The 25,453-nt window shown below is 67.0% G+C and carries 19 protein-coding genes and 1 pseudogene; 9 read left to right on the top strand and 11 right to left on the bottom strand.

Annotated features, from left to right (window positions below; translation table 11 throughout):
• Window positions 1-157 precede the first annotated feature (157 nt).
• The 3 genes from D0B54_RS03170 to D0B54_RS03160 are packed head-to-tail and all read right to left on the bottom strand — an operon-like array spanning window position 158 to window position 5,227.
• Window positions 158-2,692 carry a DUF1302 domain-containing protein gene (locus tag D0B54_RS03170; RefSeq protein ID WP_117289102.1) on the bottom strand — a complete coding sequence of 845 codons (2,535 nt, stop codon included), beginning with the start codon at window positions 2,690-2,692 and terminating at the stop codon, window positions 158-160.
• Window positions 2,689-4,335, bottom strand: a complete 1,647-nt coding sequence (locus tag D0B54_RS03165; protein WP_117289100.1) for a bifunctional 3-(3-hydroxy-phenyl)propionate/3-hydroxycinnamic acid hydroxylase — start codon at window positions 4,333-4,335, stop codon at window positions 2,689-2,691. Before D0B54_RS03165 ends, D0B54_RS03170 begins: the two co-directional genes overlap by 4 nt.
• 37 nt (window positions 4,336-4,372) lie before the next feature.
• Complete coding sequence (locus tag D0B54_RS03160; protein WP_117289098.1) at window positions 4,373-5,227, bottom strand: lysophospholipid acyltransferase family protein; 855 nt, start codon at window positions 5,225-5,227, stop codon at window positions 4,373-4,375.
• A gap of 136 nt (window positions 5,228-5,363) precedes the next feature.
• On the opposite strand from D0B54_RS03160, the gene D0B54_RS03155 reads away from it, so the two are divergent.
• From D0B54_RS03155 to D0B54_RS03145, 3 genes are all read left to right on the top strand, one after another.
• Entirely contained in the window at window positions 5,364-6,428 is a 1,065-nt protein-coding gene (locus D0B54_RS03155) for a VOC family protein (RefSeq protein WP_205527254.1), read from the top strand.
• A 146-nt stretch (window positions 6,429-6,574) separates the two neighbouring features.
• Window positions 6,575-7,528, top strand: a complete 954-nt coding sequence (locus D0B54_RS03150) for a fumarylacetoacetate hydrolase family protein (RefSeq protein ID WP_117289094.1) — start codon at window positions 6,575-6,577, stop codon at window positions 7,526-7,528.
• Between the two features lie 3 nt (window positions 7,529-7,531).
• Window positions 7,532-9,490: an acyl-CoA synthetase gene (locus tag D0B54_RS03145; protein WP_117289092.1), complete on the top strand. Its 1,959-nt coding sequence runs from the start codon at window positions 7,532-7,534 to the stop codon at window positions 9,488-9,490.
• A gap of 106 nt (window positions 9,491-9,596) precedes the next feature.
• On the opposite strand, the gene D0B54_RS03140 is transcribed toward D0B54_RS03145, so the two are convergent.
• Window positions 9,597-10,415, bottom strand: a complete 819-nt coding sequence (locus D0B54_RS03140; protein WP_117289090.1) for a glutathione S-transferase family protein — start codon at window positions 10,413-10,415, stop codon at window positions 9,597-9,599.
• Between the two features lie 46 nt (window positions 10,416-10,461).
• Complete coding sequence (gene gorA / locus D0B54_RS03135) at window positions 10,462-11,844, bottom strand: glutathione-disulfide reductase (RefSeq protein ID WP_117289088.1); 1,383 nt, start codon at window positions 11,842-11,844, stop codon at window positions 10,462-10,464.
• A gap of 129 nt (window positions 11,845-11,973) precedes the next feature.
• Between gorA and D0B54_RS03130 the strand changes: the two genes are divergently transcribed.
• The gene (locus D0B54_RS03130) at window positions 11,974-13,698 is read left to right on the top strand and encodes a glutathione S-transferase family protein (protein WP_117289086.1); all 1,725 of its coding nucleotides are present in this window, start codon (window positions 11,974-11,976) and stop codon (window positions 13,696-13,698) included.
• Between the two features lie 36 nt (window positions 13,699-13,734).
• Here D0B54_RS03130 and D0B54_RS03125 read toward each other — a convergent pair whose 3' ends face one another.
• Window positions 13,735-14,415 (bottom strand): DUF6901 family protein, encoded by a 681-nt coding sequence (locus tag D0B54_RS03125; RefSeq protein ID WP_117289084.1) that lies wholly within the window; start codon window positions 14,413-14,415, stop codon window positions 13,735-13,737.
• 89 nt (window positions 14,416-14,504) lie between these two features.
• Window positions 14,505-15,683 (bottom strand): GGDEF domain-containing protein, encoded by a 1,179-nt coding sequence (locus tag D0B54_RS03120; protein ID WP_162932158.1) that lies wholly within the window; start codon window positions 15,681-15,683, stop codon window positions 14,505-14,507.
• A 196-nt stretch (window positions 15,684-15,879) separates the two neighbouring features.
• On the opposite strand from D0B54_RS03120, the gene D0B54_RS03115 reads away from it, so the two are divergent.
• Window positions 15,880-17,247 carry a cytochrome P450 gene (locus tag D0B54_RS03115; RefSeq protein WP_117289080.1) on the top strand — a complete coding sequence of 456 codons (1,368 nt, stop codon included), beginning with the start codon at window positions 15,880-15,882 and terminating at the stop codon, window positions 17,245-17,247.
• 160 nt (window positions 17,248-17,407) lie between these two features.
• The gene (locus tag D0B54_RS03110; protein WP_117289078.1) at window positions 17,408-18,988 is read left to right on the top strand and encodes a DHA2 family efflux MFS transporter permease subunit; all 1,581 of its coding nucleotides are present in this window, start codon (window positions 17,408-17,410) and stop codon (window positions 18,986-18,988) included.
• A gap of 413 nt (window positions 18,989-19,401) precedes the next feature.
• Here D0B54_RS03110 and mtgA read toward each other — a convergent pair.
• From mtgA to D0B54_RS03090, 4 genes and pseudogenes are all read right to left on the bottom strand, one after another.
• A pseudogene (gene mtgA, locus D0B54_RS03105) lies at window positions 19,402-20,055 on the bottom strand (monofunctional biosynthetic peptidoglycan transglycosylase); the annotation flags it as partial.
• Between the two features lie 75 nt (window positions 20,056-20,130).
• Window positions 20,131-21,147: a synaptic vesicle VAT-1 family membrane protein gene (locus tag D0B54_RS03100; protein WP_117289074.1), complete on the bottom strand. Its 1,017-nt coding sequence runs from the start codon at window positions 21,145-21,147 to the stop codon at window positions 20,131-20,133.
• Between the two features lie 605 nt (window positions 21,148-21,752).
• Complete coding sequence (locus D0B54_RS03095; protein ID WP_117289072.1) at window positions 21,753-22,217, bottom strand: YaiI/YqxD family protein; 465 nt, start codon at window positions 22,215-22,217, stop codon at window positions 21,753-21,755.
• 72 nt (window positions 22,218-22,289) lie between these two features.
• On the bottom strand, window positions 22,290-22,502 hold the full coding sequence (locus tag D0B54_RS03090; protein WP_104232085.1) for a cold-shock protein: 213 nt from the start codon (window positions 22,500-22,502) through the stop codon (window positions 22,290-22,292).
• Window positions 22,503-22,912: 410 nt separating this feature from the next.
• On the opposite strand from D0B54_RS03090, the gene arfB reads away from it, so the two are divergent.
• The 3 genes from arfB (at window position 22,913) to D0B54_RS03075 (ending at window position 25,419) form a co-directional block, all read left to right on the top strand.
• A complete protein-coding gene (arfB, locus tag D0B54_RS03085; RefSeq protein WP_301331510.1) occupies window positions 22,913-23,326 on the top strand; it encodes an alternative ribosome rescue aminoacyl-tRNA hydrolase ArfB in 414 nt (137 codons plus the stop codon).
• Between the two features lie 56 nt (window positions 23,327-23,382).
• Window positions 23,383-24,180, top strand: a complete 798-nt coding sequence (locus D0B54_RS03080) for a hypothetical protein (protein WP_117289068.1) — start codon at window positions 23,383-23,385, stop codon at window positions 24,178-24,180.
• 72 nt (window positions 24,181-24,252) lie between these two features.
• Window positions 24,253-25,419 carry a sterol desaturase family protein gene (locus tag D0B54_RS03075; RefSeq protein WP_117289066.1) on the top strand — a complete coding sequence of 389 codons (1,167 nt, stop codon included), beginning with the start codon at window positions 24,253-24,255 and terminating at the stop codon, window positions 25,417-25,419.
• Window positions 25,420-25,453 lie beyond the last annotated feature (34 nt).

The following is a 25,453-nucleotide window of genomic DNA, read 5'->3' as shown; positions in this document are numbered from 1 at the left end:
ATTTTGATTTCGAGTTACTCCATAACAACTCTGATCATTTAATCAGAGATCTGACCGTATAAAAAGCTCCCGAGGGGGAGTGGACACCCTCGGGAAAGCATCCGGCGGCTCTGCCATGAGGAGAAATGGGGGACGCCGGGACCGGAGAATCGGGGAATCAGAACTGATAGCGCGCAAAGAACTGCAGGTAGTCACGGTCGCGCATCAGGTTGTAGCGCCCGCCGCCGGTGAACCAGGTGTAGCCGACCGTGAAGGACAGCGCGTCCTTGTAGCGGGTCTCCAGCATCAGGTCGGCCTGCTTGCGGCCTTCCACGAAGTTGCCACCAGGCCCCGGCGAGGTGCCGCCCACGTCCTGCGACCAGATCAGCGTCGGCCGCAGACCGATCGAGGGCAGCACGTTTTCGTAGGTGAACAGGCCGATCACGCGATAGCCCCACGACCATTCGTCGGCAAAGCCCTTCAGGTCTTCCTGATGCGGGTTGAAGCGGATGCCATCCGCTCCAACGCTGCAGGCCGGATTGAGCGAGCAGGCCTGGCGGGATCCGTCTGCGCCGGAGCCGTCAGCACCGGCACTGGCGTGGTAGTAGGTGCCCGGGGCTTCGAGCTGCAGTTGGTCCAGCGCCGGAATCCCCGGCACCCAGGTCGCGCCCCACTCGCTTACCAGGATGATCTGGTCGGCGGCGAACGGGTTGTCCTGCGGACCATAGACCCGCGTGGTGCCGAAGTTGAACTGGTAGACATCGAAACGCTCGTAGCCGCGCACGTAGCAGTCGATGCCGGGATGGTAGTCCGCATCCGTCATCGTGGCCGCGCAGGGCGTGTTCTCACCGACCTGGCCACCGCGGTAGGCGGTGACGAAGCTGGGGAAGGCGCGCGCCGAGCCCGGGATGTGGCCAATGCCGACATTGATGAGATCCGGATACGGCGTTGCGCCGCTGGCGTCGACGAAGTCGCTGGAACCATAGAGGGTTGCCATGCCGTCCTCGGCGTAGCCGATACCGATGTTGGCGAGTTCCGCCGAACCCAGGCAGCCGACGCTGCGGTCATGACAGCGCGTGAGCGTGGGGCCGAGGGCGGCGAAAGCCAGGTCCTGCAGATCGACCTGCAAGGGCAGATTCGGACGGTAGGCCACCTCGCCCTGGATCGAGAAATCACCGATCGTCGTATTGAAGCTCAAGCCGTAGAGCTGGATGTTCTCCGGGTATTCCAGCTGGAGGCGCGCCGTATCCAGCGGGGCCCCACTGTCCGTGGCGTACTGGGCCTCCGGCTGCTGCGGGTGGGTCAGCGCATGCAGGAAGGGGACATCGCTGCAGACCGCGAGGAAGCTGACGAGGTCGCGGGCATCGATGCCGAGCAGGTTCCCCTCCCGGCGCGCGCAACTCGCCTGGGTCGCGTAGACGCTGGCAACCGGCAAGCGCGAGTGGTAGTTCATGAAGTACGCACCCAGCTCGATCCCGCTGCCCACCGATTCGAGGTAGTACTTCAGCGCCAGGCCGAACTGGCCCGAGGCCGACGGCTCTTCGTCCCGCAGGCGACGGATCGTCGAAGTGGTATTGCTCAGGCCGGTCAGCGTCGAATCGAGCGGCGTGGCGCGACGGTCCGGGTCTTCGGCCAGATTGCCGGGGCTGATGCTGACCGTGCTTCCGGCATTGTCGGTGCCGATGTCCAGGTCGGAGAAATAGCTGCCCGGGGCGTGGCCTTCCACGTTCTGCCACTCGAGCTGGTAGAAGCCTTCCAGCGTTGCGTTCTCGAAGGGATCGAAACTCGCGAACACCATCCCCACCGGCGTGAACACCTCCTCCACGGTGCGGCCGATGCGGGTGTAGTTGTTGGCATTGACCGGGTTGACCTGGTTGATGCTGTTGAGCACCAGCGTGGTGCTCTCGCCCCAGTTCACGGTCTGGCGGCCGAGCTTGACGGTGAGCTCCTTGTCGCTCCATAGCGGCAGCTTGGTGAACAGCACGGCATCCAGCAGCTGCAGGTCCGTGCCGATCTGGCGCAGCGTTTCGCCATCGCTGCGCCGGTTGCGCACGACCGCGCCCGGCCCGTACACCAGGCGGCCACCGTTGGCGCCGGGCTGGCCCCAGGGTCGGCTCGCAATCACGCCGGTGAGCAGCGCGGCCGGGTTCCTCAGCAGCGCTCCGATATCCGTCGGCGGCAACGGCGCCGAGGGGGCCTCCCGGCCCACCTGCAGGTAATTGTCCGAGGTAATGCGGTTCGGATGGTACTCACGGAAATCGTTGTTGACGAAATCGTAGAAATACAGCGCCCGCGCGAAGAATCCAATCCTGCCGTAGCTCAGCGTCAGGTCGCTGGTGACCTTGGCCGGTGCGGCAAACAGATCGCCGCGCCGATAGTTGAGGTTGCCGTCATCATTGTTGAGAGACGCGGCGCCGGGAGCGGCGGCCAGCCTTTCGGCCGGGAAGACCTGGGTCCTGAACAGGCTCTGGCAGCTCTGGTAGGCACCGTTGGGGCCGGTGCAGACCTGCGGATCGAGATTGGATTTGCCGATCAGGTCGGACGCGGGATCCTGCATGCGCAGGCCGGCGCCTACCGTAACGCTGGTGTTGAGCACGGCGCTGATGCCGTCCCCGGATCCGACGGGCAGATCGAAATCCAGTGCCCGCGCGGGCGTCGATGCCAGGGCCGCGAGCAGAATACCGGCCCCGGCCGTTGCGACAATGCGGTTCATGCGTGAGATCTCCCCTGGGTCTGCTTCGTGATCGAATGGCTGCCGCAATGAGCGCCGAGCAAGACCAGCGACTCATGGACGATGCGCGACGCCTCCGCGGCCGGACCGTCATGCAGGACCACGCGATCCGGTCGCACGACTGCGACCCAGCCGAAGGGCGCGGCGCCCGGCAGCAAGGCCCCCTGCAGGTCTTCCGCAGCGCCCTCGCCCTTGTGCAGGACCTGGCTGCGATGGCAGATCTGGACGAAACGCCCACCGGCGGCTTCCCAGGCCTGGCGCTGCGCACTGTTCAGCGTGCTGCGCGGATGCAGACCGAAGCCCACCAGGGTCGGCCCCCCGTCAAGCAGCGTGTCGCTCAGCACCACGTCGCCACGGGAGTTGCGCACCAGGCCCTGGGGCAGTTGGCCCCCTCGCTCCAGCTGGCGATGCCCCCGGGCAAACAGGCCCTTGGCAAAGCGGTTCTTCGGCTTGATGCCCAGGTCGTCCAGGAAGCGACGCAGTGGCGGCAGCAGGCGCAGCAGGCGGACACTGCCATGGGTCAGCAGCGCGACCAGCGAGTTGCGCGGCATCACCAGGCTGCCCATCAGCTTGGCCAGCCCGATCATGGCCCGCGCATGCGGGCGGCGCTCCTGGTCATAACTGTCGAGGATCGCGGGCGAGGCCTTGCCCTGCACCACGGCGGCGAGTTTCCAGCAGAGGTTGGCGGCGTCGCGCAGGCCCGCGACCAGGCCCTGCCCGACGAAAGGCGGCGTGATGTGCGCCGCGTCGCCGGCGAGGAATACGAGTCCCTTGCGGAAGCTGTCGCAGCAGCGTGCGTGAAAGCGGTACACCGCGCGGCGCTCGATCTTCATCTGGCCCAGGTCGCCCCAGGGCCTGAGCAGCTCGCCGATGCGCTCGTCGGTCTCCATCTGCTCGCGCGTCTCGCCGGGGGCCAGCATGAACTCCCAGCGCTCGCGCTGGCCCGGCGCAGGCATGTGCGGGATCGGCCGCTTCGGATCGCAGATGAACTCGATGTGATCGATCGGCTTCGGCACGTTGAGGGCGTCGACGATCAGCCAGTCTTCGGGATAGGTCGCCCCACCGAAATCCTGGCCGATCATGCGCCGCACCAGCGAGGACGCGCCGTCCGCGGCAACGAGAAAATCGGCGCGCACACGGTGATCGACCCCGTCAGCGTCGCGCAGCCTGACGGTGACGCCCTTGCCGTCATCGACGAAGTCCAGGAACTCCACGCCGCAGGCCGTTCGCACGGAGTCCAGCGCCCGGACCTGGCGGCGCAGGGCCGCCTCCAGCTCCGGCTGGAAGAAGGTCACCAGCTTGGGGTGGCCGTCGATGCTTCCCGCGCTGTTGACGCGACCAAACTGACCCAGCAGCGGCGAGTGCATGCGCACCTCGGGAATCGCCACCCGCTCGAACGCCTGCTCGTCCAGGCCCACCATCTGCAGGATGCGCAGGGCCTCGTTGTCCAGTGCGATCGCTCGCGGCTGCGTCAGGATGTCGCTGGCCTTGTCGACGATCAGCGTTCGCACGCCCTGGCGGCCGAGCAGGCAGCCGATGGCCGCGCCGACCGGGCCGTAACCCACCACCAGGACGGAAACCTGTTCGGGCAAGGCCGTTTCGGCGATGGAAATCTTGTCGTTCATCGAAAATCCCGTTGAGTAGTGAGAAGACGTGGAGCGCTCAGACCTGCAGCGGCGCCAGCCAGCGGCGCAGCAGACTCCAGGTCTGGAGGCGATCCTCGGCTCGATAGCGCAGCAGCCGGCCGATCTGTTGCTCCACGGCGCGCGCGACCTGTTCGCGCAGCTCCCAGACGACCTCCTTGTCACCTTCGCGGCCCTGCAGATGCGCTGTGGCAATGCGCTGGCCGAAGCCGAAGTAGTAGCGCTGCGGGCGTGGCAGCAGCGTCGGGCCCAGGCCGCGTGCCAGCGGCGGGATCATGTCGCCGCCACGGGTGAATTCCGTCAGCGGCAAACGCCGGGACAGCCAGCGCCAGGGCGCCGAAGCCTGGATGTCGCTGGCATCCAGCAGGATGCGGTAGCTCTCGTCGGGCCCCACGGATCCGAACGGGATGATGTCGTAGCCATGCTCGATGGCCAGGCGCGCGAAGCCGCTGCGCTGTTTCCAGATCAGGCGATAGGCCTCGCCCTTGCGCCGCATCACCTCGCGCCCACCGCCGGGAAACACCAGCACGTGCTGGCCGCTGCGCATCAGCGCCGCACAGTTCTCCGGCGTGCCCAGGACCATGCCGTTGCGCACCAGGAAATCGCCCCAGAACGGCACCTGGAAATGTCCGCGGTCGCCCAGCCCACGGAGCATCACGCCGTACTGCGTGTACAGGTGCTCGATCATCAGCGGTGCGTCGGTCAGGCCGAACAGGGTGTGATTGCCGACGAACAGCGCGGGCCGCCGCAGGTCCAGTTCCCACAGCCCCAGGAACTCCGGAGCGAACCAGCGCCGGGGCAGCGCGAAATTGCGCCGCACCTGCCGGGGTGACAGGGGCTGGAAGGCCGGGAGGGCTGATTCAGGGGAGGGCATGGCAGGCACCGGTCGAATGGGCCATTTCAAAATAGAGCAATTCACCATAATTGACAACTTTATCAGTTATGGTAACTTTACGCAGTGTTGATGTACCGATCAGGAGAAGGCGATGTCCACCCCGGGAACGACTCCCATGACCACCCCTCAGCCGGCCCGCCATCCCTCGCCGACGGTCAGGGCGCAGGCGCTGGCCTACCTGGTGTTCGAGCGCCCGGACCTGGAGCGGACGGAGCGCTTCCTCAGGGACTTCGGCCTGGAGCGGGTCAGCCGCACGGAGGACGTCCTGTTCATGCGCGCGGCGGGGCCGGCGCCCTACTGCTACCGGGTGCACCGCGGTCCACGGGCCTGCTTCCGCGGCTTCGGCTTGCTCGTCGATGGCCATGCGGACCTGGAACGGCTGTCCGGCCTGCCCGGCGCAAGCCCGGTCCGGCCGGTGACCTGGCCGGGCGGCGGCAAGCGGGTGGAGCTGACGGACCCCTCCGGCTTTCGCGTGGAGGCCATCGCGGGTCAGACCGCCGCCCATGAACTGCCCCATCGGGGCCCGATCCACTTCAACCTCGCCGGGGATCGCCGCCGCATCAACCAGACGCAGCGGCCGTCGCCGCTGCCGCCCGAGATCCTCAAGCTGGGGCACGTGGTGCTCGAAGTGGCGGACTACCAGGCCACCAGCGCCTGGTACACCCGGCACTTCGGATTCATTCCGAGCGACGTGCAACTGCTGCCCGATGGGTCACCCGCCGTGAGCTTCTTGCGCCTGGACCTGGGGGAGACGCCGGCCGACCATCACACGCTGGCGCTGGCCCAGGGCTTTGCCGCCCTGTACAGCCACAGCGCCTTCGAAGTGATCGATGCCGACGCCGTCGGCATGGGGCAGCGTGTGCTGCGCGAGCGCGGCTGGCGCCATGCCTGGGGCATCGGCCGCCACATCCTCGGCAGCCAGATCTTCGACTACTGGCAGGATCCCTGGGGCGACAAGCACGAACACTACTGCGACGGCGACCTGTTCACGGCCAGCCGCCCCACCGGCCACCACCCGGTCAGCCGCGATGCGATGGCCCAATGGGGACCACCGATGCCCGCGAGCTTCACCAAGCCCAGGCTCAGCTTTGCCAAGCTCGTTGCCCTGGTCCGCAATCTCCGGCGCAGCCCCGACCTGTCGCTGCGCAAGCTGCTGACGCTGGCGAGGCTGTTCGGTTAGGGATGCCTGACGCACCCCGCCTCAGCCGACGCAAGCTGCTCAAGGCGCTGACGGGCCTGGCGGCAGGCAGCTACCTTTCAGTTCACTCGAAGCCTGCCCACCCATCCTCGGGCCCACGCCCACCGATTCTTCACCGAGATCCGATCATGTCCATCAACGTCATCCGCTTCGACTACCAGGGCCGCACGCAATGGGGCGTCCTGCGGGAAGGCCGTGTCAGCCCCATCACCGGCGAGTACGCCACCACCGGTGACTTCATCCGCAGCCACAGCCTGGCCTCGCTCAAGTCCCTCGGCGGCGGCGACCTGGCACTGTCCCAGGTACGTGTCCTCTCGCCGGTGACCGGCAACCAGCAGTTCGTCTGCCAGGGCGCCAACTACCGCCAGCACATGATCGAGTCGGGCATGGACCCGGACGTGAAGAGCTACAACATGATCTTCACCAAGGCGCCGAGCTGCATCGTGCCGGCCAACAGCGAAGTGCTGAAGCCGCGGTCCGTGCAATTCCTCGACTACGAGATCGAGCTGGGCCTGATCCTGCGCAAGCCGATCCACGGCCCGGTGCAGGTGACCGACGCCAACCTGCACGAGTACGTCGCCGGTGCCGTGATCGTGAACGACTACTCCGCGCGCGACATCCAGATTCCGCAGATGCAGTTCTACAAGGGCAAGAGCTTCAGGACCTTCGGCCCGGTGGGGCCGCATCTGACGCTGCTCGACGCCAGCAGCATCTCTGCGCTGAAGAGCCTGCAACTCAGGCTCACCGTCAACGGCGAAGCGCGGCAGCAGGACACGACGGCGAACCTGGTCTACGGCCCGGCCGAGACACTGACCGAGCTGTCCGGCGTACACGACTTCGAGCCCGGCGACCTGCTGGCGACCGGCACCCCGGCGGGCTGCGCGCTGTCGATCCCCTCCCCGGCCAAACAGAAGCTCGGCGCCTTGCTGCCGGAGAAGAAGAAGTGGCAGATCTTCTTCAAGCTGCAGTCGCAGCGCACGCAGTACCTGAAGCCTGGCGACGTCGTCGAAGCGTCCATCCGCAGCGCGGATGGGCTAGTCGACCTGGGCATGCAGCGCAACCGCATCGTCGCCGAGGCCTGAGCCATGCAAGGGATCGCAACGCTGGCCGACGTCGAGGCGATCGAGGCGAGCGGACTGCCCGCCGACCTGCCGGGCAGCACCTACGAAATGATACGACGCGGTGCGCAGCTCGATCCCGCAGCGCCGGCGCTGAGCTTCTTCCTGACGACCGACGAGCACATCAAGCCGCAGGTGTTGTCCTACCGCTCCCTGATGATGGGCATTCACCGGACGGCGAATTTCTTCCACGAGCTCGGGGCGACCAAGGACAGCGTCATCGCCTTCGTCCTGCCCAACCTCCCGGAGACCCATTTCGTGATCTGGGGTGGAGAGGCGGCCGGCATCGTCTTCGCCATCAATCCCCTGCTGGAAGCGCCGGCGATCGCCGAATTGCTGAACGCCGCCGGCACCAGCATCCTGGTGACGCTGGCGCCCTTCCCCGGCACGGATCTCTGGCCCAAGCTCTGCGGCATCCTGCCGAAGCTGCCGCGGCTGCGGCATTTGGTACTGGTCAACCTGGCCGACCGGGTTCGCGGCCTGAAGGGGCCGCTGGCCCGGGTGCTGCAGAAGCGCGAGGAAATCCGGATGCACGGCCTGCGCGGCCTGCGCCGGGCAGTTCCCGCCGCCATTCGCGTTCATGATTTCCGGAACAATGTCATTCGTCAGGATGGCACCTGCCTGGTCAGCCCGCGCGTGATCCGGCCGGAGGACACGTCCTCCTACTTCTGCACCGGCGGCACGACCGGCCTGCCCAAGATCGCCGTCAGGCAGCATCGCAACGAGGTCGCCAATGCCTGGAGCGCGGGCCAGTTCCTCGGCGGCGGCATCGGCCCGGGCAAGGTCGCCTTCTGCGGCCTGCCGCTGTTCCACGTCAACGGCGTACTGGTCACCGGCCTGCTGCCCTTTTCGCGGGGTGCCCACGTCATCCTCGGCTCCCCGCAGGGTTATCGGGCCACCGGGCTGGTGCCGCGCTTCTGGGAGATCATCGAGCGGCACCGCGTCAATTTCTTCAGCGGCGTACCGACGCTCTACGCCGCCCTGCTGCAAGTCCCGATCGGCGACCACGACGTCTCCTCGCTGGAGTACGGCCTCTGTGGCGCGGCGCCGATGCCCGTCGAGGTATTTCGCACATTCCAGGAGCGCACCGGCCTCAGGATTCTCGAAGGCTACGGCCTGACGGAAGCCACCTGCGTGAGCAGCGTCAACCCGCCGCTCGGGGAGCGGCGCCTGGGCTCCATCGGCCTGCGCATCCCCGGCCAGGCGATGAAAGCCGTCGTCCTCGACGCCGAAGGCCGCTACGAGCGCGACTGCGCGGTGGACGAGGTCGGCGTCCTGCTGCTGTCCGGCCCCAATGTCTTCAGCGGCTACCGCGAAGCCTCCCAGAACCAGGGCCTGTGGGTGGACAGCGGCGACGGGCAGCGCTGGCTCAATACCGGCGACCTGGCGCGCCAGGATGCCGAGGGCTACTTCTACCTGACCGGCCGCAAGAAGGAACTGATCATCCGCGGCGGCCACAACATCGATCCGCTGACCATCGAGGAGCCCCTGCATCGCCATCCGGCCGTGGAGATCGCCGCGGCCGTGGGGCGGCCCGATGCGCACGCCGGCGAACTGCCCGTGGCCTACGTGCAGCTTCGCGCCGGGCACCAGGCCACCGAGGCCGAGCTCGCGGAGTTCCTGAAGCACGAAATCAGCGAGCGCGCCGCACTGCCCAGGCAGGTGCGCATCATCGAGCAAATGCCGCTGACCGCCGTGGGCAAGATCTTCAAGCCGTCCCTGAAACATCGGGAGACCCGGGAGGCGCTGGAGTGCGCGCTGCGCGAAGCCCAGGTGGGCTTCGTGGACGTCGCCGTCGCCGACGACAGGTCCCGCGGCCTGGTGGTCGACGTCCAGCTGGCGGTGGGTACCCCGGCCGATGCCGCCCGACAGGTGCTGGGCAGATTCCCGTTCCCGTTCAGCCTGGACGGGAAGCCGCTCGGCTAACGGGGAAGAAGAGCACTGGGGAGCAGCATCGCGCCGGTCCGGGTCGTGATATCAAAGGGCCGATACCGATACCGGGCGATGCTGCTCCTTGGGGCCATTGCATCAGCTACATGTAGCTGCGGAAACCAGAGCCGCTGCTGTGCCGATAGCGGGTGTACAGACGCCAGAAATACCTGAGAACGGCTGGTTCCCAGCGCACCAGGCCCTGGCGGTACGAATCGCGTTGCGCTACCCGGCGAGACCAGTCGGCATAACTGGCAAATGACTCCACGGGAAACCCCATCAATGCCAGCCGGTGCGCGTTCACCATCCACACCACATCGGCCATCCCGAAACGATCGCCGACCATCCACTCCCGGCCGTTCAGATGCGCGTCGAGAGTGCTGACCGCCGTGACCAGTTCTTCAACGGCGCCTGAAATTTTCGAACGATGCAAGCCTTCGGCCGTGGAGAAGGCCCGGTGAAAGGCCAGCAGGCCAGGGTTGCTGGCCGCCAGTCTTTCGTAGTGGGCGAGTTGCCTCTCCGACTTCTTCTGCTTGGGCTTGAAGAGAAACTCGAAGGACGCCGTCTTGATGGCCGGCTGGATCGAGTCACAGCGGCTGATCCATTCCTGCAATCCTGGATCGCCGGATCCGAGATCCGGTCCGGGCAGTTCGCGGTTCAGGTACGCGATGATGTCCATGGACTCGATGTGGACGATGCCATCGTGCACCAGCGCCGGCACCAATCCCTTCGGATTGATGGCGAGGTATTCCGGCGTCACGTTCTCGTCCTTCGCCAGGTCCACGATGTGGCTGTGCCATCCGGCCTGCTTTTCCTCCAGCACGATGCGGACACGCTGCGAACAACTCGACATGCCGTGGTGGAACAGGTGCAGACCCCGCATTCCGGCAACGGCAGCATCGCTACTGATCAACTGAACCATGAATTCGTCTCCCGACTCTAAGATGCAGTGCTGAATCCGCGCGCATTCAGCGCAGGGTCACCAGCTCTTCCGCCACCGTCGGATGAATCGCGATCGTGCGGTCGAAATCGCGTTTGCAGGCCCCCATGCGCAGCGCCACGGCGAAGCCCTGCAACAGCTCGTCGGCACCGTCGCCCGCGACGTGCAGGCCCACCACGCGCTCCTCCGCTCCCTCGCAGACCAGCTTCATGCGCGCCTGTACCTTGTGCTCCAGCGGGCCGTAGTAGAGCGGTGCGAAACGGGAGCTGTAGACCTTCACGGCTTCGCCGTAGCGGCTGCGCGCCTGCGCCTCGCTGAGGCCGACGGTCGCCAGGGGAGGGTGCGCAAAGATCACGGACGGGATCAGGTCCAACTCCACCTGCGCCTCCGCATGACCGCCGAACAGCCGGTCCGCCAAGGCCCGGCCGCGGGCAATGGCCACCGGCGTCAGCAGGTGTTCGCCGGTGCAGTCTCCGACGGCGTAAAGGCCGGCGACGCCGGTGAACTCGCGATGATCGGTGACGATGCCGGCCCGCGGCGACAGGCCCAGCGCTTCCAGCCCGAGGTCTTCGACGTTCGGCCGGCGCCCGGTGGCCCAGATGACCTCATCGAATTTTCCCAGCTGGCGGCCGTCCGTCAGCGCCAGTTCGTAGCTTCCGGCCCCGCCGGCGAGGCCCGTGATGCCGGCACCCGTCACCAGCGTCACTCCCTGATCGCGCAGGGCCTCCTCCACGCTCTCGCCCAGCAGTTCGTCGAAGCGGCCGAGCAGGCGCCGGTCGCGGCAGACCAGCGTCACCACGGACCCCAGGGCGGCGAGCACGCCGGCCAGTTCCACCGCGATGTAGCCGCTGCCGATGAGCAGTACGCGCTCCGGACGCTCCTGCAGCCGGAAGAAGCCATCCGAATCGATGCCCCGTTCGCTGCCCGGCAGCGCCGGACGCCAGGGCTGGCCGCCGGTGGCGATCAGCACCTGGGCCGCCGCGAGACTGCGTTCACCGATCCGCACGTGACGGGCGTCCGCCAGCGTCGCCCGCCCGCTGAGCACTTCGACGCCGGAGCGTTCCAGCATCCCCGCATAGACCTCGTTGAGCCGCGCCACCACGCGCTCGCGTGCCGCCACCAGCGCGGCCCAGTCGTGCATGCCCCCATCGAGACGGAAGCCGTAACCCGCGGCCTCCCGCAGCGTTCGCGCGATCTGTGCGCCGTACCACATCAGTTTCTTCGGCACGCAGCCCACGTTGACGCAGGTGCCCCCCAAGCGGCCCTGTTCGACCAGGGCGACACGCGCGCCGTGCGCAGCCGCGCGCCGTGCCGCGGCCACGCCGCCGCTGCCGCCGCCGATCACGACGAGGTCATAGGGCGCAGCCGCGCTGCGAGGCGGCGCTACCGGAGCGGGAGACGGCTGGGGCATGCGGGTACTCCATGGTGCTTCGTCTTGAATATAGATACATTGATCGTAATTGACAACTTTATCAGTTAATAGATAATCCTCGCCGATAGAGCCGGCATTGCGGATTCCGGCCACCCTGGAGAAAGCAACATGCAGAGCGAAATCACCCGGCACCCGTCCAACCGCCACGGCCTGCTGCTCTACGATTTCGGCGGCTCGCCCTGCGCCCGTCGCGTGCGCATCTCGCTGCTGGAGAAGGGCCTGGACTGGGATACGCAGACCATCGACCTGTCGCGCATGGAGCAGCGGTCGCCCGAATACCTGGCGATCAACCCCAACGGCCTGGTGCCGACACTGGCGCATGGCGAGCGGGTGATCTGGGAGTCGAACGTCATCACCCAGTATCTCGACGATCTCTTTGCGGAGCAGCCGCTGTACCCGGACGATCCCTGGCAGCTGGCGCAGGTGCGCATGTGGCAAGCCGCCGAACAGGCCATGGCGAAAGACTATCGGCCGCTGATGTACCAGCGCCTGATCGGCCCCATGCTGCGGCTCAAGTACAGCCTGGACGAGGCGCTGGCCGTGGCCGCGCGCTCTACCGAAAATCCCGCCGATCTCGACTGGGAGCGTCGCGTCTGGAACCTGGCAGTGCTGACCCCGACTGAGCAGTTGCAGGCCGAAGCCCGCCTTCACGGCTGGCTGGACAAGGTGGAAACGGCCCTGCAGGCGAGCGACTTCCTGGTGGGGAATGGCTTCAGCCAGGCGGAGATTTCCATTTATCCGCGCGTGGCCATGTATCCCTACATCGGCCTGCGGATCGCTGCCGACCGCTATCCGCGCACGCATGCCTGGATGCAGCGCCTGGAGTGCCGTCCGAGCTTTCCACGCACGCAGACGCCCCAGGATCGCGCCGTGCTGCGCCTGGCGCGCATCGGCCTGCTGCCCTGGATCGCGCGTGAAGTTGCCCGCGCACCGGCTGAGCGCAGCATGGGCACGCGGCTGGGCCTGTCCTTGCTCCGTCTGCTGCTGAGGCTCGGCACGGGGTGGGCCGGGGACGAACGAGCACGTCCGCCGCTGAAGAAGCCCGCCAACGGCCTGGTGCTGCCAGCGGCAGGCGTGACGCGGCCGCGTCCAAGCATCGCAAGGGCGCCAGCGATCGACGGCCTGGTGCTGCATGAGTACGCCAGCGCACCGGAGTGCGCACGCCTGCGATGGCTCCTGATCGAGCTGGGCCTGCCATTTTCAAGCCGGGAGGTGGATCTCGGCCGGCTGGCGCACAAGGCGCCTGATGCACTCCGGCTCAATCCCTTCGGCGAACTGCCGATCCTGGAGCATGGTGAACGTGTGCTCTACGACTCCGGAACCATCGCCGAATATCTCGCAAGCCTGGCGGGCGATACGCCCTGGTTCCCGAGGGAAGCACTGGCGCTGGCGCGCGTACGCATGTGGCTGGCCTTCGATGCCGGGATGCACAAGGAATTCCGGCCGCTGTACTGGCTGCACTGCGTGCGGCCAGCCCTGCTGGACCAGAAGATTTCCCCCGATGCGCTCGACACCTGGATTCCCCCCGGCGTAAGCATCAGCCATGTGGACTGGCTGCGCAGTGTGCTGCAGGGGCAACCACGCTTCGACAGCAGCGCAGAACATGCGCGCAGCATCCTGGCTGCCAGGCTGCAGAAAATCGATCAGGAGCTTGCCTCCCGTCCCTGGATCGCCGGCGAACAATTGAGCTTCGCGGACCTGGCGTTGTTCACCCGCGTGACCCTGTTTCCGAGCCTGGGGATCGCCATCGATACCACGGCCCTGCCCCGGCTCGGCGACTGGATGCAGCGCCTGCGCGCGCGTCCTGGTTCGGCGGTTGTGGCCAGCGGATAGGAGCGATGCCTGGTGCTGCGCGCGCCGCACTGAATCTCAGCGGAACGGCCTTTCGCCCGGCACCGTGTACGCTGCAAGCTCCGCCAGCTGGTCGTCCACGGACAGGCCGACACCCATCGACAGCACGCCCAGGGCACTCACTGCGTTGAGCGTCGCGTCCTGCACGGCGGCGGCATCGATGCGCTTCTTGAAGGCCTTGTTGAGCACCTCCAGCTGCGCGTAGTGCGCCTTCAGGCCCTCCAGCGTCCAGTCGGGCTCGCCGCCCTCGCGCTGCACCAGCAGCTGGCCCAGCAGGTAGGCACCGGCGACGCGCACCAGGCTCTCTTCCATGGTCGAGAACGGCAGGTGCGTGCGCGCCAGGCCGCGCATGCGGCCCAGGATCGGGCACAGACTCGTCGCCATGATCAGCGCCACCACGGAGCTGAGCGCATCCTGCACCTGGCAGTCGCGGCCGACCACGCGCTGCGGCGTGTGCACCAGCACCTGGGCCTGCTCGTGGGAGATCATTTTCGCGAAGGCGCCCACCACGGGAGCCAGGTCCACTGCCGGCGGACAGCGCGCGCCGGCCTCGGCCGGCAAGGGGCAGTTGGGACAGCGGCGGAACTCCAGTCGCGTCCACTCCGGCGCTGGCGCAGCGGTTGCGCCACGCTCCAGGTCCACGTCGATGCGGTGACTGCTGCCGTCGCGAAAGACGAACTGGTAGCTGATGTCCGGCACGCTGATCCCCCTTCCCCGGGCTCATGGTGCCCGAGGCCGGCGCGGCGGAAAAGCCTCAGCTCCGATCCCTGCGGCGACGGCCCTGCATGTCAGGCGATCTCGATCACGTCTGCCAGCGCGCCGGCGCGGGCGATGCAGCCGCGGTTGCGCCCCGTCTCCTTGGCGCGGTACAGCAGCGCGTCGGCCTGGCCCAGCACCTGCTCCACGCTCTCTTCGATCGGCAATATCCAGATCGCACCGGCGCTGGCGCTGATCGACACCGGTCCACCGCCTTCCGGCGCCTGCAGCTGCAGGCCGCGCACCGCCTGCAGCAGCTCCGCCACCTGGCTCTGCAGGCTGCGCAGGTCGGCGTCGTAGCAGGCCAGCACGAACTCCTCGCCGCCGAAGCGCGCGCACAGGTCCCAGGGACGCCGCGCGTAGTGCAGCGCCAGCGAGCGGCCGACGCGGCGGATCACCTCGTCGCCGTACAGGTGCCCATAGCGATCGTTGATGAGTTTGAAGTGATCGATGTCGAGGAACACCACCGCCAGCGGCTTCAACTCGCGGCGGCCCATCGCCAGCAGGCGCGGGAACAGGTGGTTGAACTCGCTGCGGCTGGACAGGCCGGTGAGCAGGTCGGTGCGCACCAGCGCGGTGACATAGCGGTGGTTGATCCAGGCCGAGCGCGCCTGCCACTCCTGCGTCAGCGAGCCCAGCACCGCGATCAGCGCCATGTAGAACAGGCTCAGTGCATCCAGCTCCGGCGTGTAGCCATTGGGCGCATTGAGTTCCACCCAGATGCCCGCCACCATCAGCCCACCGCCCAGCAGCACCACGCGGCGCGAGGAGAAGCCGCCGAACAGCGACACCGCGATGACGACGATGCCGAGCATCTCGCTGGGATAGGTCAGCTCGCCGCGCAAGGCGTGGTAGCGCAGCAGCAGCACGCCGCCGACGAAGGCCAGCACACCCAGCACCTGGGCCCAGCGCCGCAGGGCCAGCGGCACCGGCGCCAGGGTCAGGATGCTGGCCGCCAGGGTCAGCGGCACCATGAAGCCGAACTGGATCAGGTGGAACAGCGGGCGGAAGCCCGCCGAAGGGGACAGCAGGTCGGCCTCGTAGACCGGCGCCAGGCCAAAGGCCAGGGCGGCCACCAGGAAGAATATTGCGCGCGGGTAGCGGTAGCGCGCCCGCTGGGACTCGCGGAACTGCCCCTCCAGGGCGGCGGGCAGTCGCTGCCAGAACCGCCGGTGCTGCCTGGCCTGGTGGATCTCGTCGACCTGCTCCATCCCCGTCCCCCCGGGCCGCAATGCGGTCTGAATGCCGATTCTTTCGTGGCTTTCCCTGCTTTTTACAGCATACAGCCCTGGAATCCGCATAGCGCCTACTCCGGGCGGATGAATTCGCCCCGGTCCCGGTTTGGTACCAATACGCCACCCTGGTGGAACCCTGTCCACCCATGACCATTAGATTCGAGGAAACCCCGTGTCCACTGCCTCCCCCTCGCTAGAACTGCGCCCCACGCCGCAGGTTCCCGGCCTGCCCCTGCTGGGCAGCGTGCTTGGCATGGCCAAGGACCCCGCGCAGTTCTTCGTCGACAACTACCGCAAGTACGGCCCGGTGTTCCGCGTCAACGTCCTGGGCAACCAGTACTGCGTGATCGCCGGCGTCGAAGCCGCCAACTTCCTCGGCACCCGCGAGGGCAAGGAAAGCCTGCGCTCCAAGGAATTCTGGGAGGGCCTGGTCGCCGAGTACGGCGCCACCCGCATGCTCACCGGCGAGGACGGCGAGTCGCACAAGCAGCTGCGCGACATCATGCGCAGCGGCTACTCGCGCGAATCGATCAAGGGCCGCTACAACGAGCTGGTCGCCATCACCGACGGCGCGCTCAAGCGCGACTGGCCGGTGGGCACGTCGGTGAACGTGCTGCCCGCGATGCAGTACCTGGTCGTGGACCAGCTCGGCACGATCCTCACCGGCGCCGCGCCGCTGGAGTACGTCAAGGACATCCGCACCACCATCCTGCACATCCTCAACGTGCTGGTGACGCGCCAGCGCCCGAAGATCCTGCTGAAGAACCCGCAGTACAAGAAGGCCAAGTCGCGCGTGTTCGAGCTGGGCCAGAAGATGATCGAGCAGGCCAAGGCCCGCTCCAAGACGATCAAGGAAGAAGACCGCAACCTGATCGACGACATCTACCATGCGCACCTGACGCAGCCGGACGTGATGCCGGCTTCCGATCTGATCGTGACGCTGACCGGCCCCTACGTCGCCGGCCTCGACACCGTCGCCAACACCACCGCCGCCATCACCTACACGGTGCTGAAGAACCCGGACGTGAAGGCGCGCGTGCTCAAGGAAGTGGACGAACTGTTCGCCGCCGGCACGGTGGACGAGGAAGGCCTGCTGAAGAAGCTGCCCTCGCTCAACGGCGCGATCATGGAGACCATGCGCCTCTACCCGATCGCCGTGGCGCAGATGCGCACCGCGACCAAGGACTTCGTGTTCGAAGGCCACCAGATCCGCGCCGGCGAGATGATCTACATCGCCACCAGCGTGCCGCACTTCATGGAAGAGTACTGGCCCAACGTCAAGAAGTTCGACATCGACCGCTACGCCAAGCCGCGCGCCGAGCACATGCAGCCCGGCGTCTACTCGCCCTACGGCCGCGGCCCGCACACCTGCCTGGGCAAGAGCCTGGCCGAGGTGCAGATCGCCCTGTCGATGGCGCGCCTGTTCCACAAGCTGGAACTGGAACTGGACCCGCCCAACTACGAGCTGAAGACCAAGACCGCGCCCACTCCGGGGCCGGCCACCACCTTCAAGGTCAAGGTGAAGGGGTATCGGAACTGATTGTTCTTTCGCATCCCAAACACCCGGCCTCGCGCCGGGTGTTTTGCGTTTAGCACCCCTCTCCCCTCGGGAGAGGGATGCTGGGTTTTCTCATCGCATCGGGGGATTCGCCGCCTGAAACCGGCAGCAATACTCCCTTCACGATGATCCCGCCTCTCCCATGAGCACCCCCGCCGAGTCGGTGAGCCTCCCGCAGGAGGAGCCCCGCAGCGCGCTGACGCCGGAGGAACGCCGCGCCTGGTTCGGCTTCATCGCCATGAGCTTCGGGGCGTTCATGGCCTTCCTCGACATCCAGATCGTCGCCAGTTCGCTCAACCAGATCCAGGCGGGCCTGTCCGCCACCGCCACCGAGCTGGGCTGGGTGCAGTCCGCCTACCTGATCGCCGAGGTCATCGCGATTCCGCTGTCGGGCTATCTCACGCGGCTGATGTCGACACGGATCTACTACACCGTCAGCGTGCTCGGCTTCACCCTGGCCAGCGCCCTCTGCGCCACCGCCTGGAGCATCGAGTCGATGATCCTGTTCCGCGCGCTGCAGGGCTTCCTCGGCGGCGGCATGATCCCTTGCTCCTTCGCGGCGATGTACGCGCTGTTCCCCTCGCCGAAGAAACGCCTGGTGCCGCAGGTGGTGGCCGGCATCACCATGAGCACGGCGCCGGTGCTGGGCCCGATCGTCGGCGGCTGGATCACCGACGCCACCTCCTGGCACTGGCTGTTCCTGATCAATCTCCTGCCGGGCCTGCTGGTGGCGCTGCTGGTGTGGCAGCTGGTGCGCATCGACCGGCCCGACTGGGCGCTGTGGCGCAGCATCGACCTGCGCGGCAGCTGCTACATGGCGCTGTTCCTGGGCTCCATGCAATGGGTGCTGGAGGAAGGACCCGGGCACAACTGGCTGGACGACGGGACGATCACCACCTGGGCCACGGTCTGCGTCGTGTCGGGCCTGCTGTTCTTCCACCGCGTGACCACGCACGACAACCCGATCGTCAGCCTGCGGCCGTTCCGCGACCGCCACTTCCTCTGGGCCAACATCGCCGCGCTGCTGCTGAGCATCGCGCTGTTCGCCACCAACTACATCGTGCCGGTGTTCCTCGGCCAGATCCGCGACTTCACCTCGCAGCAGATCGGCAACACGCTGATGATCGGCGGCATCTCGATGTTCATGGCGGCCCCCTTCGCGGCACGGCTGACGCGGCGCTACGACATGCGCCTGCTGTTCGCGATCGGGGCGCTGCTGGTCGCGATCGGCAGCTGGATGATGACCGATCTCACCGCCGACACCGGCTTCGCCGAACTGGCGCTGCCGCAGTTCCTGCGCGGTGCCGGCTTCATGCTGGCGCTGGTGTGCTGCTCCACGCTGTCGCTGTGCACGCTGCCGATGAACGAGCTGAAGAACGCCAGCGCCATGTACAGCCTGATGCGCAACCTCGGCGGCGCGCTGGGCCTGGCCTCGATCAACACCATCATCTTCTGGCGCCGCGCGGTGCACGAGCAGAACCTCACCGAGTCGCTGAGCCTGTCGCGCGCACCGGTGCGCGATTTCGTGGTGGAACACGGCGGCTGGTCGCGCGAGCTGCCGATGCCGCTGGTGGAACTGTCGATGCGCATCGAGCGCCAGGTCAGCGTGCTGACCTACAACGACGCCCTGATCCTGATCGCCTGGGTCAGCTGCCTGGCGGTGCCGATGCTGCTGTTCACGTCGCGGTATCGGTTGACGGAGAATCCGGCGGGGGCGGAGTAGAAAAAATCCCGCTCAGGTCTTAGCCCCCTCTCCCGCTGGCAGGAGAGGGCTGGGGTGAGGGTGGAGCCTTCAACCGGAGGCGAAGTGCGTGACCGCCGATGCACCACCCTCACCCTACCCTCTCCCGCCAGCGGGAGAGGGGGAAATCAGGCGGCCCGCTTCTACGGCACCGGCGCCGACTCCACCGCCGGCTCCGCCACAGGCGGAGCCTCCGATGGCACCGGCTCGCTCTGCACCGGCGCATCGACCGGCGGCGGCACCTCGCCCTCACCGACCGGAGCATCCACCGGCAGCTCACCGGTCGCAGGCGTCTCCCCGCCCGCCGGCGCATCGCCCCCGAACAAGCCCTCCGGCTCCACCGGCTCACCCGGCAGCGGTGGCGGCGGTTCCGGCTCGGCGACGCGGGCGCCGTAGCCCATCTGGCCCATGATCCAGCGCACGCGCTTCTGCACGTAGGCGCCTGGCGCCTTGGCGCTCCAGCGCCGCGGGCTGGGCAGCACCGCCGCCAGCCGCGCCGCCTCGTTGGCGTTGAGCCTGGACGCCGGCTTGTTGAAGTAGGCCTGCGCGGCCGCCTCCACGCCATAGATGCCCGGGCCGAACTCGGCGATGTTGAGATACACCTCCAGGATGCGCTGCTTCGGCCACGTCGCTTCCATCAGCAGCGTGATGCCGGCCTCCACGCCCTTGCGGAAGTAACCGCCGCCCGACCACAGATAGAGGTTCTTGGCGGTCTGCTGGCTGATCGTGGACGCACCGCGGCGCTTCTTGGAGCGCTTGTTGTGCGCCCGCGCCTTCTCGATCGCCTCCAGGTCGAAACCGTTGTGGTCCCAGAACTTCTGGTCCTCCGAAGCGACCACCGCCTTGCGCGCCACCTCGGCGATCTGCGAGGCAGGCACCCAGTCGTACTGCACCGGGTGTTTCGGGCTCTGCAGCATGAAAGCGGTGACCGGCGGCGGCAGCCAGCGCAGCAGCAGCACCGTCACCGGCACGAATAGCACGACGAACAGCAGCAGCCCCCAGAACCAGCGGCGCAGGCCACCCTTGCGCCGGCGCGGACGGGGCGCCACTACAGGCTCGCTGCGCGCGGCGCGCAGCGGCGGGTTTGCTTCGGTTTCAAGACTGGGTTCCCTGCGTTCCATGCTTCAGGCGGTGAGCACGATCTTGCCGATGTTACCGCGGGACTCGATATAGGCCTGCGCCTCGCCGGCCTGCGCCAGCGGCCAGGTCCGGTCCACATGCGGCCGCACCCAGCCATCGCTCACACCCTGGATCAGCTGCTCCATCCAGCCGCGGATCTTCTCGGTCTCGTGCCACAGGTGTCCCATGTTCACGCCGAACACGCCGCGGTTGTCGTTCATCAGGCTCACCGGATTGAACAGCGGCATGCCGCCCACCGCCTTGAGCAACTTCAGTGGCCCGAACAACCCCGACTCGGTGGCCACCGAAATGCCGAACATGCCCAGGCGGCCGCTGTGGCGCAGGGCCTTGTAGCTCTTCTTCCAATGGGTGCCGCCGATGGGATCGGTGATCAGTTCCACGCCGCGCCCTTCGGTGAGCCGGTGCAGTTCCTTGGGCCAGTCCTGCGTGCGGTAGTCGATCGCCTGGTGCAGGCCGCGGCTCTTGAGGAACTCGTGCTTGCCCTTGCTGGCCGTGCCGTAGATCGTCGCACCGATATGCCGCGCGACGTCGATCGCCGCCAGCCCCACCCCGCCGCCGGCGTTGTGGATCAGCACTGTCTCGTCCGCCGACAGCGAACCCGCCGCCACCAGCAGCTGCCAGGCCGTCAGGTAGTTCACCGGAATCGCCGCCGCCTGCTCGTAGCTGAGGCTCGCGGGCTTGTCGAACATCTGCCGCAGCGGCACCACCACCGTATCGGAGTAGCCGCCGAAGCGCGTCATGCCAAACACATCCTTGCCGACCCAGGAAGCCTCGACGCCGGAGCCCACCGCATCGACCCTGCCGGAGACCTCGTAGCCGACCACGCAGGGCGTCTTCGGCGCATCCGGATAAAGCCCCTGGCGCGCCATGATGTCGGCGAAGTTGATGCCGGTGGCGCGTACGCGCACACGCAGTTCATCGGGACCAGGCGTGGGGTCCGGCGACTCACGAACCTGCAGCTTCTCCGGGCCACCGTGGCCGGTGATGTAGACCTGTTTCATGGCTGTGTTTCCTTGGTCCGAAGGTTTGAACCCTACACCAGAGAAGTAGCCCCAGTCTTGATGAGCACGAGCGAATGCTTTTGATGTTCCGGGTTCCCTCGTAGCGGCGCCCGCACAGGGGTCGGGCGCAGGGGTCGAGCCGGACAGGACGTCCGGCCGAGGACACACAGGCCATGGATGGCCTGTGTGTCCGACCCCTCAGCGACCGACCACTGTGCGGGGCACCCCGCGTGAGCGGGGCGCCGATACAAGGGTACGTTTTCTCTTGGTTACTTCTCTTTGTCGTATAACAAAGAGAAGTAACTCGCCCTTGGGCGAAATAAACCACCAAAGACCCGCGGCTCCTGACCGGCGTAATCGCCGGCACCCCGGCTTTGTGCGTCCCTCGATACGCCGCTACGCGGCACTCGGGATGAACGGTTCAGTGGTGGCTCTCTCAATAAAAAGCCCAGCTTCGCTACGCGAGGCCGGGCTACATGACTGGCGGAGACAACAGCGAAATCCGGACGCAATCCTCCTGACGAATATCTTATCGCAGGCAGAGGTAATGACCTAACGGAACTCCGTATTTTTCGCGGGCAGCAGCAGGAGCAGAGCGAGCAGCTTCACGCGCCGATCTTCCGCGCCGGCACCCTCGCCAGCAGTCGATCCAGCTGCGCCGCAAACGCCTGCCGGTCACGCAGTCCCAGCGCCGGCGGTCCGCCGGTCTGCACGCCCGAGCCGCGCAGCTCGTCCATGAAGTTGCGCACGCTCAGCGCCTGGCGCACGTTCTCGCGGGTGTACAGCTCGCCGCGCGGATTGATCGCCTGCGCGCCCTTCTCCACCGCGTTGGCCGCCAGCGGGATGTCGGCGGTGATCACCAGGTCGCCGGGCTGCAGCCATTCGACGATCGCCTTGTCGGCCACGTCGAAGCCATGCGGCACCGTCACCGAGCGCACGCCGGGCTGGCTGGGCACCGCCAGCGGCTGGTTGGCCACCAGCACCAGGTCCAGCTGCTTGCGCAGGGCTGCACGAAAGAGGATCTCTTTGATGACCTTGGGACAGGCGTCGGCGTCTACCCAGATGTTCATGGCGATCAGGTTATACGACGGGCATAAAAAAACCGCGGCCGAAGCCGCGGTTTTTTGACTAAGCGGTGAGGCTTAGAGCGGGCGAATCTGCGTCGCCTGCATGCCCTTCGGACCGCGCTGCGCCTTGAACTCGACGCGCTGGCCTTCGGTCAGGGTGCGGAAGCCCGAACCCTGGATTTCCTTGAAGTGCGCGAAGAGGTCTTCGCCGCCGCCTTCCGGGGTGATGAAGCCGAAGCCCTTGGCTTCATTGAACCACTTGACGGTGCCGGTGGAAACGTTGCTCATTGATACATTCCTTAAAACGTTGAAGAAAATCGGGCCATCCCGCCCGCAGGGTGCAAACGATCAAGGAACGTAGCCGGGGTGTTACGGAGCCGTTTCTGACAACGGAAACCACCATGCTGCTTACATACTTGAAGCGACTGCGGAGCCGACCTTACCGGGATCAGAAAGGTTTGTCGATAGCAAAACCGGGAAAAATGCCCAGAAAGCAAGGGCTCAGACCGGGTTCTTCAGCATTTTGACGGCCCCGGATCAGGTTTGCACTGAAACGGTGCATGACGCTGGCCGGGCTCAAGCGGCAGCGGCGAGAACTCCGGCAGGGAGAGTCCGGCAAGGGCCTGCCGGGCGCCCTGCTATCGGGACGCCGTCGAGTTGCGGCTGCGCGCGCGGCTGCGCAGACTTCACCGGTGAGCCTGCTGACCATCAACCCCCGCCTGTCCATTGCCCTGGACGAAATCCGCCTCACCGCGATCCGCGCCCAGGGTGCCGGCGGCCAGAACATCAACAAGACCTCCAACGCCGCCCAGCTGCGTTTCGACATCGCCGCGTCCTCCCTGCCGGAGGACTGCAAGGCACGCCTGCTGCAGTCCGGCGGCCAGCAGCTGACGCGCGAGGGCGTGATCGTGATCAAGGCCCAGGAGCACCGCAGCCTGGAGCAGAATCGCGAGGCCGCGCTGGAGCGACTGGCCGCGCTGATCCGCCGCGCCGCCACCGTGCCCAAGGCGCGCAAGGCCACCAAGCCCAGCCGCGCCCAGCGCCAGCAGCGCCTGGAGGGCAAGACGCGGCGCGCCAGGGTCAAGACATTGCGGCGCTCCACCGACGATTAACCCCGTTTCAGGGCTGCAGCCGTTTACATCCCCAGGTCCCCCAAACGAGCCTGAGCATGTTCAAACCCGCCCTGCTGTTGATCGCCGCCCTGCTGCCGCTGGCAGCCCCGGCCCATGATTCGCCCCACGACGCCACCGCCGGCTCCCGCGCCGAACTGCAGGTCTACGACCGCAGCGATGGCCGCTACCTGCCGCTGTACCGCCACCGCGGCCGCAACTACGTCGCCGGCGAACCCGGCCACGAGTACGAAATCCACCTGCGCAGCCGCCAGGGCGAGCGCCTGCTGGCGGTCACCAGCGTCGATGGCGTCAATGTCCTCAGCGGCCAGACCGCCTCGACCGCCCAGGGTGGCTACGTGCTACCCGCCTGGGACGAATTGCGCGTCGACGGCTGGCGCAAGAGCATGGACCGCGTCGCGCGTTTCTACTTCACCACCCTGCCGGACTCCTACGCCGCGCGCACCGGCCGCCCCGACGACGTCGGCGTGATCGGCGTGGCGCTGTTCGAAGAGCAGCGGCGCGAACCGGCCTGGTTCGAGCGGCGCGAAATGGAGGCCCCCTCGGCCGACCGTCTCGAGTCCCAGGCCGGCTCAGGCGCCGGCGCCGCCGCACCGGAGGCCAAGGCGCGCAGCGCACCGGCACCGCGCCTGGGCACCGGCCACGGTGCCAGCCAGTGGTCGGGCGCGGAGCTGACGTCCTTCGAGCGCGCTTCCAGCCGGCCCGCGGAAGTGATCAGCATCTGGTACGACTCCCGTCGCAACCTCGTCGCCCAGGGCGTGATCCCGCGCGAACACCACCCGCGGCCCCGGCACCGTCCCGAACCCTTCCCGGCCGGCTTCGTTCCCGACCCGTGACGCTGTGACGGCCGTCCTCGCCCTTCCTGTCACATCGCCGTAACATCGGCGCCGGGACAGGGAGGGAAGACAATGTCGATGGAGCAGTGGGTCACCAGGACTTTCGCCAGCGATGAGCCGGCGGGATTCGGATCGGGCTGGATCAGCGGCACGCTGTCGGTCTTTCTCGGTGCGCTGTCGATCTTCGCGGTGCTGTGCTTCCGCTGGCCCGAGTACCTGGTGTTCGCTGAGATGCGCGGCAAGTATCCGATCCCGCTGATGCGCGCGATCCTGGAGCTGTCGATCGGCCTGTCGTTCTTCCTGGCCTTCCTCAGCGCCATGCTGCGGCGCAAGAAGGTACTGGCCGTCACCGGCATCCTGCTGGCGCTGACCGCGGTGGCCCTGGGCGGCTCCGACGTGCCGCTGGGCAAGTACAGCAGCACCGATCGGCATTTCTACCTCGGCCTGGACTGGTTCATCCTGACCCTGCTGGTGCTGACCCTGGTGTTCGTGCCGATGGAGCGCATGTTCCCCCACCACCGCGACCAGAGCGTGTTCCGCCGCGGCTGGGTCACCGACATGCAGCACTTCTTCGTCAGCCACCTGCTGGTGCAGCTGATCACCTATCTCACGCTGCTGCCGGCCACGGTGGTCTTCGCCTCGTTTCCCAGCATCGAACAGCTGCAGAAGCTGGTCCAGCTGCAACCGCTGTGGCTGCAGTTCATCGAGGTGCTGGTCGTGGCCGACCTCGCCGAGTACGCGATCCACCGCAGCTTCCACACCACCTGGATGTGGCGCTTTCATGCGGTGCATCACTCGGTGGACCACATGGACTGGATCGCCGGCTCGCGCCTGCACCTGCTCGACATCGTGATCGTGCGCAGCACCACCTTCATGCCGCTGTTCCTGCTCGGTTTCGCGCAGCCTGCGGTATATGCCTACCTCGCCTTCGTGTCGTTCCACGCCGTGTTCCTGCACACCAACGTCGGCGGACGCTTCGGCTTCCTGGAACACGTCGTCGCACTGCCGCGCTTCCATCACTGGCATCACAGCTCCGAGCAGGAGGCGCTGGACAAGAACTTCGCCCTGCACTTCCCCTGGATCGACGCGCTGTTCGGCACCAAGTACCTGCCCAGGGACCGCTGGCCGACCACTTACGGCGTGCTCGGCTATCGCCTGCCGGAAGGCTGGTGGGCGCAACTGATATGGCCGTTCAAGCGCGCCGGCCAGTCCGAGGCGCCGCACGCGGACAAGCACTGACAGGCGCCGAAACGGAAAACGGGCCGCTTTCGCG

This window comes from Solimonas sp. K1W22B-7 (genome assembly GCF_003428335.1).
GTDB lineage: Bacteria > Pseudomonadota > Gammaproteobacteria > Nevskiales > Nevskiaceae > Solimonas_A.
Note: the sequence above shows the minus strand (reverse complement) of the source record. Positions and strands in the feature narration are given on the sequence as shown.

Bases quoted from the DNA above. Each gene is read 5' to 3' on its own strand.
- D0B54_RS03155 (WP_205527254.1), top strand. From the start codon at position 5,364: ATGACCACCCCTCAGCCGGCCCGCCATCCCTCGCCGACGGTCAGGGCG.
- D0B54_RS03075 (WP_117289066.1), top strand. From the start codon at position 24,253: ATGTCGATGGAGCAGTGGGTCACCAGGACTTTCGCCAGCGATGAGCCG.
- D0B54_RS03170 (WP_117289102.1), bottom strand. From the start codon at position 2,692: ATGAACCGCATTGTCGCAACGGCCGGGGCCGGTATTCTGCTCGCGGCC.
- D0B54_RS03120 (WP_162932158.1), bottom strand. From the start codon at position 15,683: ATGGAGCAGGTCGACGAGATCCACCAGGCCAGGCAGCACCGGCGGTTC.
- D0B54_RS03110 (WP_117289078.1), top strand. From the start codon at position 17,408: ATGAGCACCCCCGCCGAGTCGGTGAGCCTCCCGCAGGAGGAGCCCCGC.
- D0B54_RS03095 (WP_117289072.1), bottom strand. From the start codon at position 22,217: ATGAACATCTGGGTAGACGCCGACGCCTGTCCCAAGGTCATCAAAGAG.
- D0B54_RS03080 (WP_117289068.1), top strand. From the start codon at position 23,383: ATGTTCAAACCCGCCCTGCTGTTGATCGCCGCCCTGCTGCCGCTGGCA.
- D0B54_RS03145 (WP_117289092.1), top strand. From the start codon at position 7,532: ATGCAAGGGATCGCAACGCTGGCCGACGTCGAGGCGATCGAGGCGAGC.
- gorA (WP_117289088.1), bottom strand. From the start codon at position 11,844: ATGCCCCAGCCGTCTCCCGCTCCGGTAGCGCCGCCTCGCAGCGCGGCT.
- D0B54_RS03140 (WP_117289090.1), bottom strand. From the start codon at position 10,415: ATGGTTCAGTTGATCAGTAGCGATGCTGCCGTTGCCGGAATGCGGGGT.
- D0B54_RS03100 (WP_117289074.1), bottom strand. From the start codon at position 21,147: ATGAAACAGGTCTACATCACCGGCCACGGTGGCCCGGAGAAGCTGCAG.
- D0B54_RS03160 (WP_117289098.1), bottom strand. From the start codon at position 5,227: ATGCCCTCCCCTGAATCAGCCCTCCCGGCCTTCCAGCCCCTGTCACCC.
- D0B54_RS03165 (WP_117289100.1), bottom strand. From the start codon at position 4,335: ATGAACGACAAGATTTCCATCGCCGAAACGGCCTTGCCCGAACAGGTT.
- D0B54_RS03130 (WP_117289086.1), top strand. From the start codon at position 11,974: ATGCAGAGCGAAATCACCCGGCACCCGTCCAACCGCCACGGCCTGCTG.
- D0B54_RS03150 (WP_117289094.1), top strand. From the start codon at position 6,575: ATGTCCATCAACGTCATCCGCTTCGACTACCAGGGCCGCACGCAATGG.
- D0B54_RS03090 (WP_104232085.1), bottom strand. From the start codon at position 22,502: ATGAGCAACGTTTCCACCGGCACCGTCAAGTGGTTCAATGAAGCCAAG.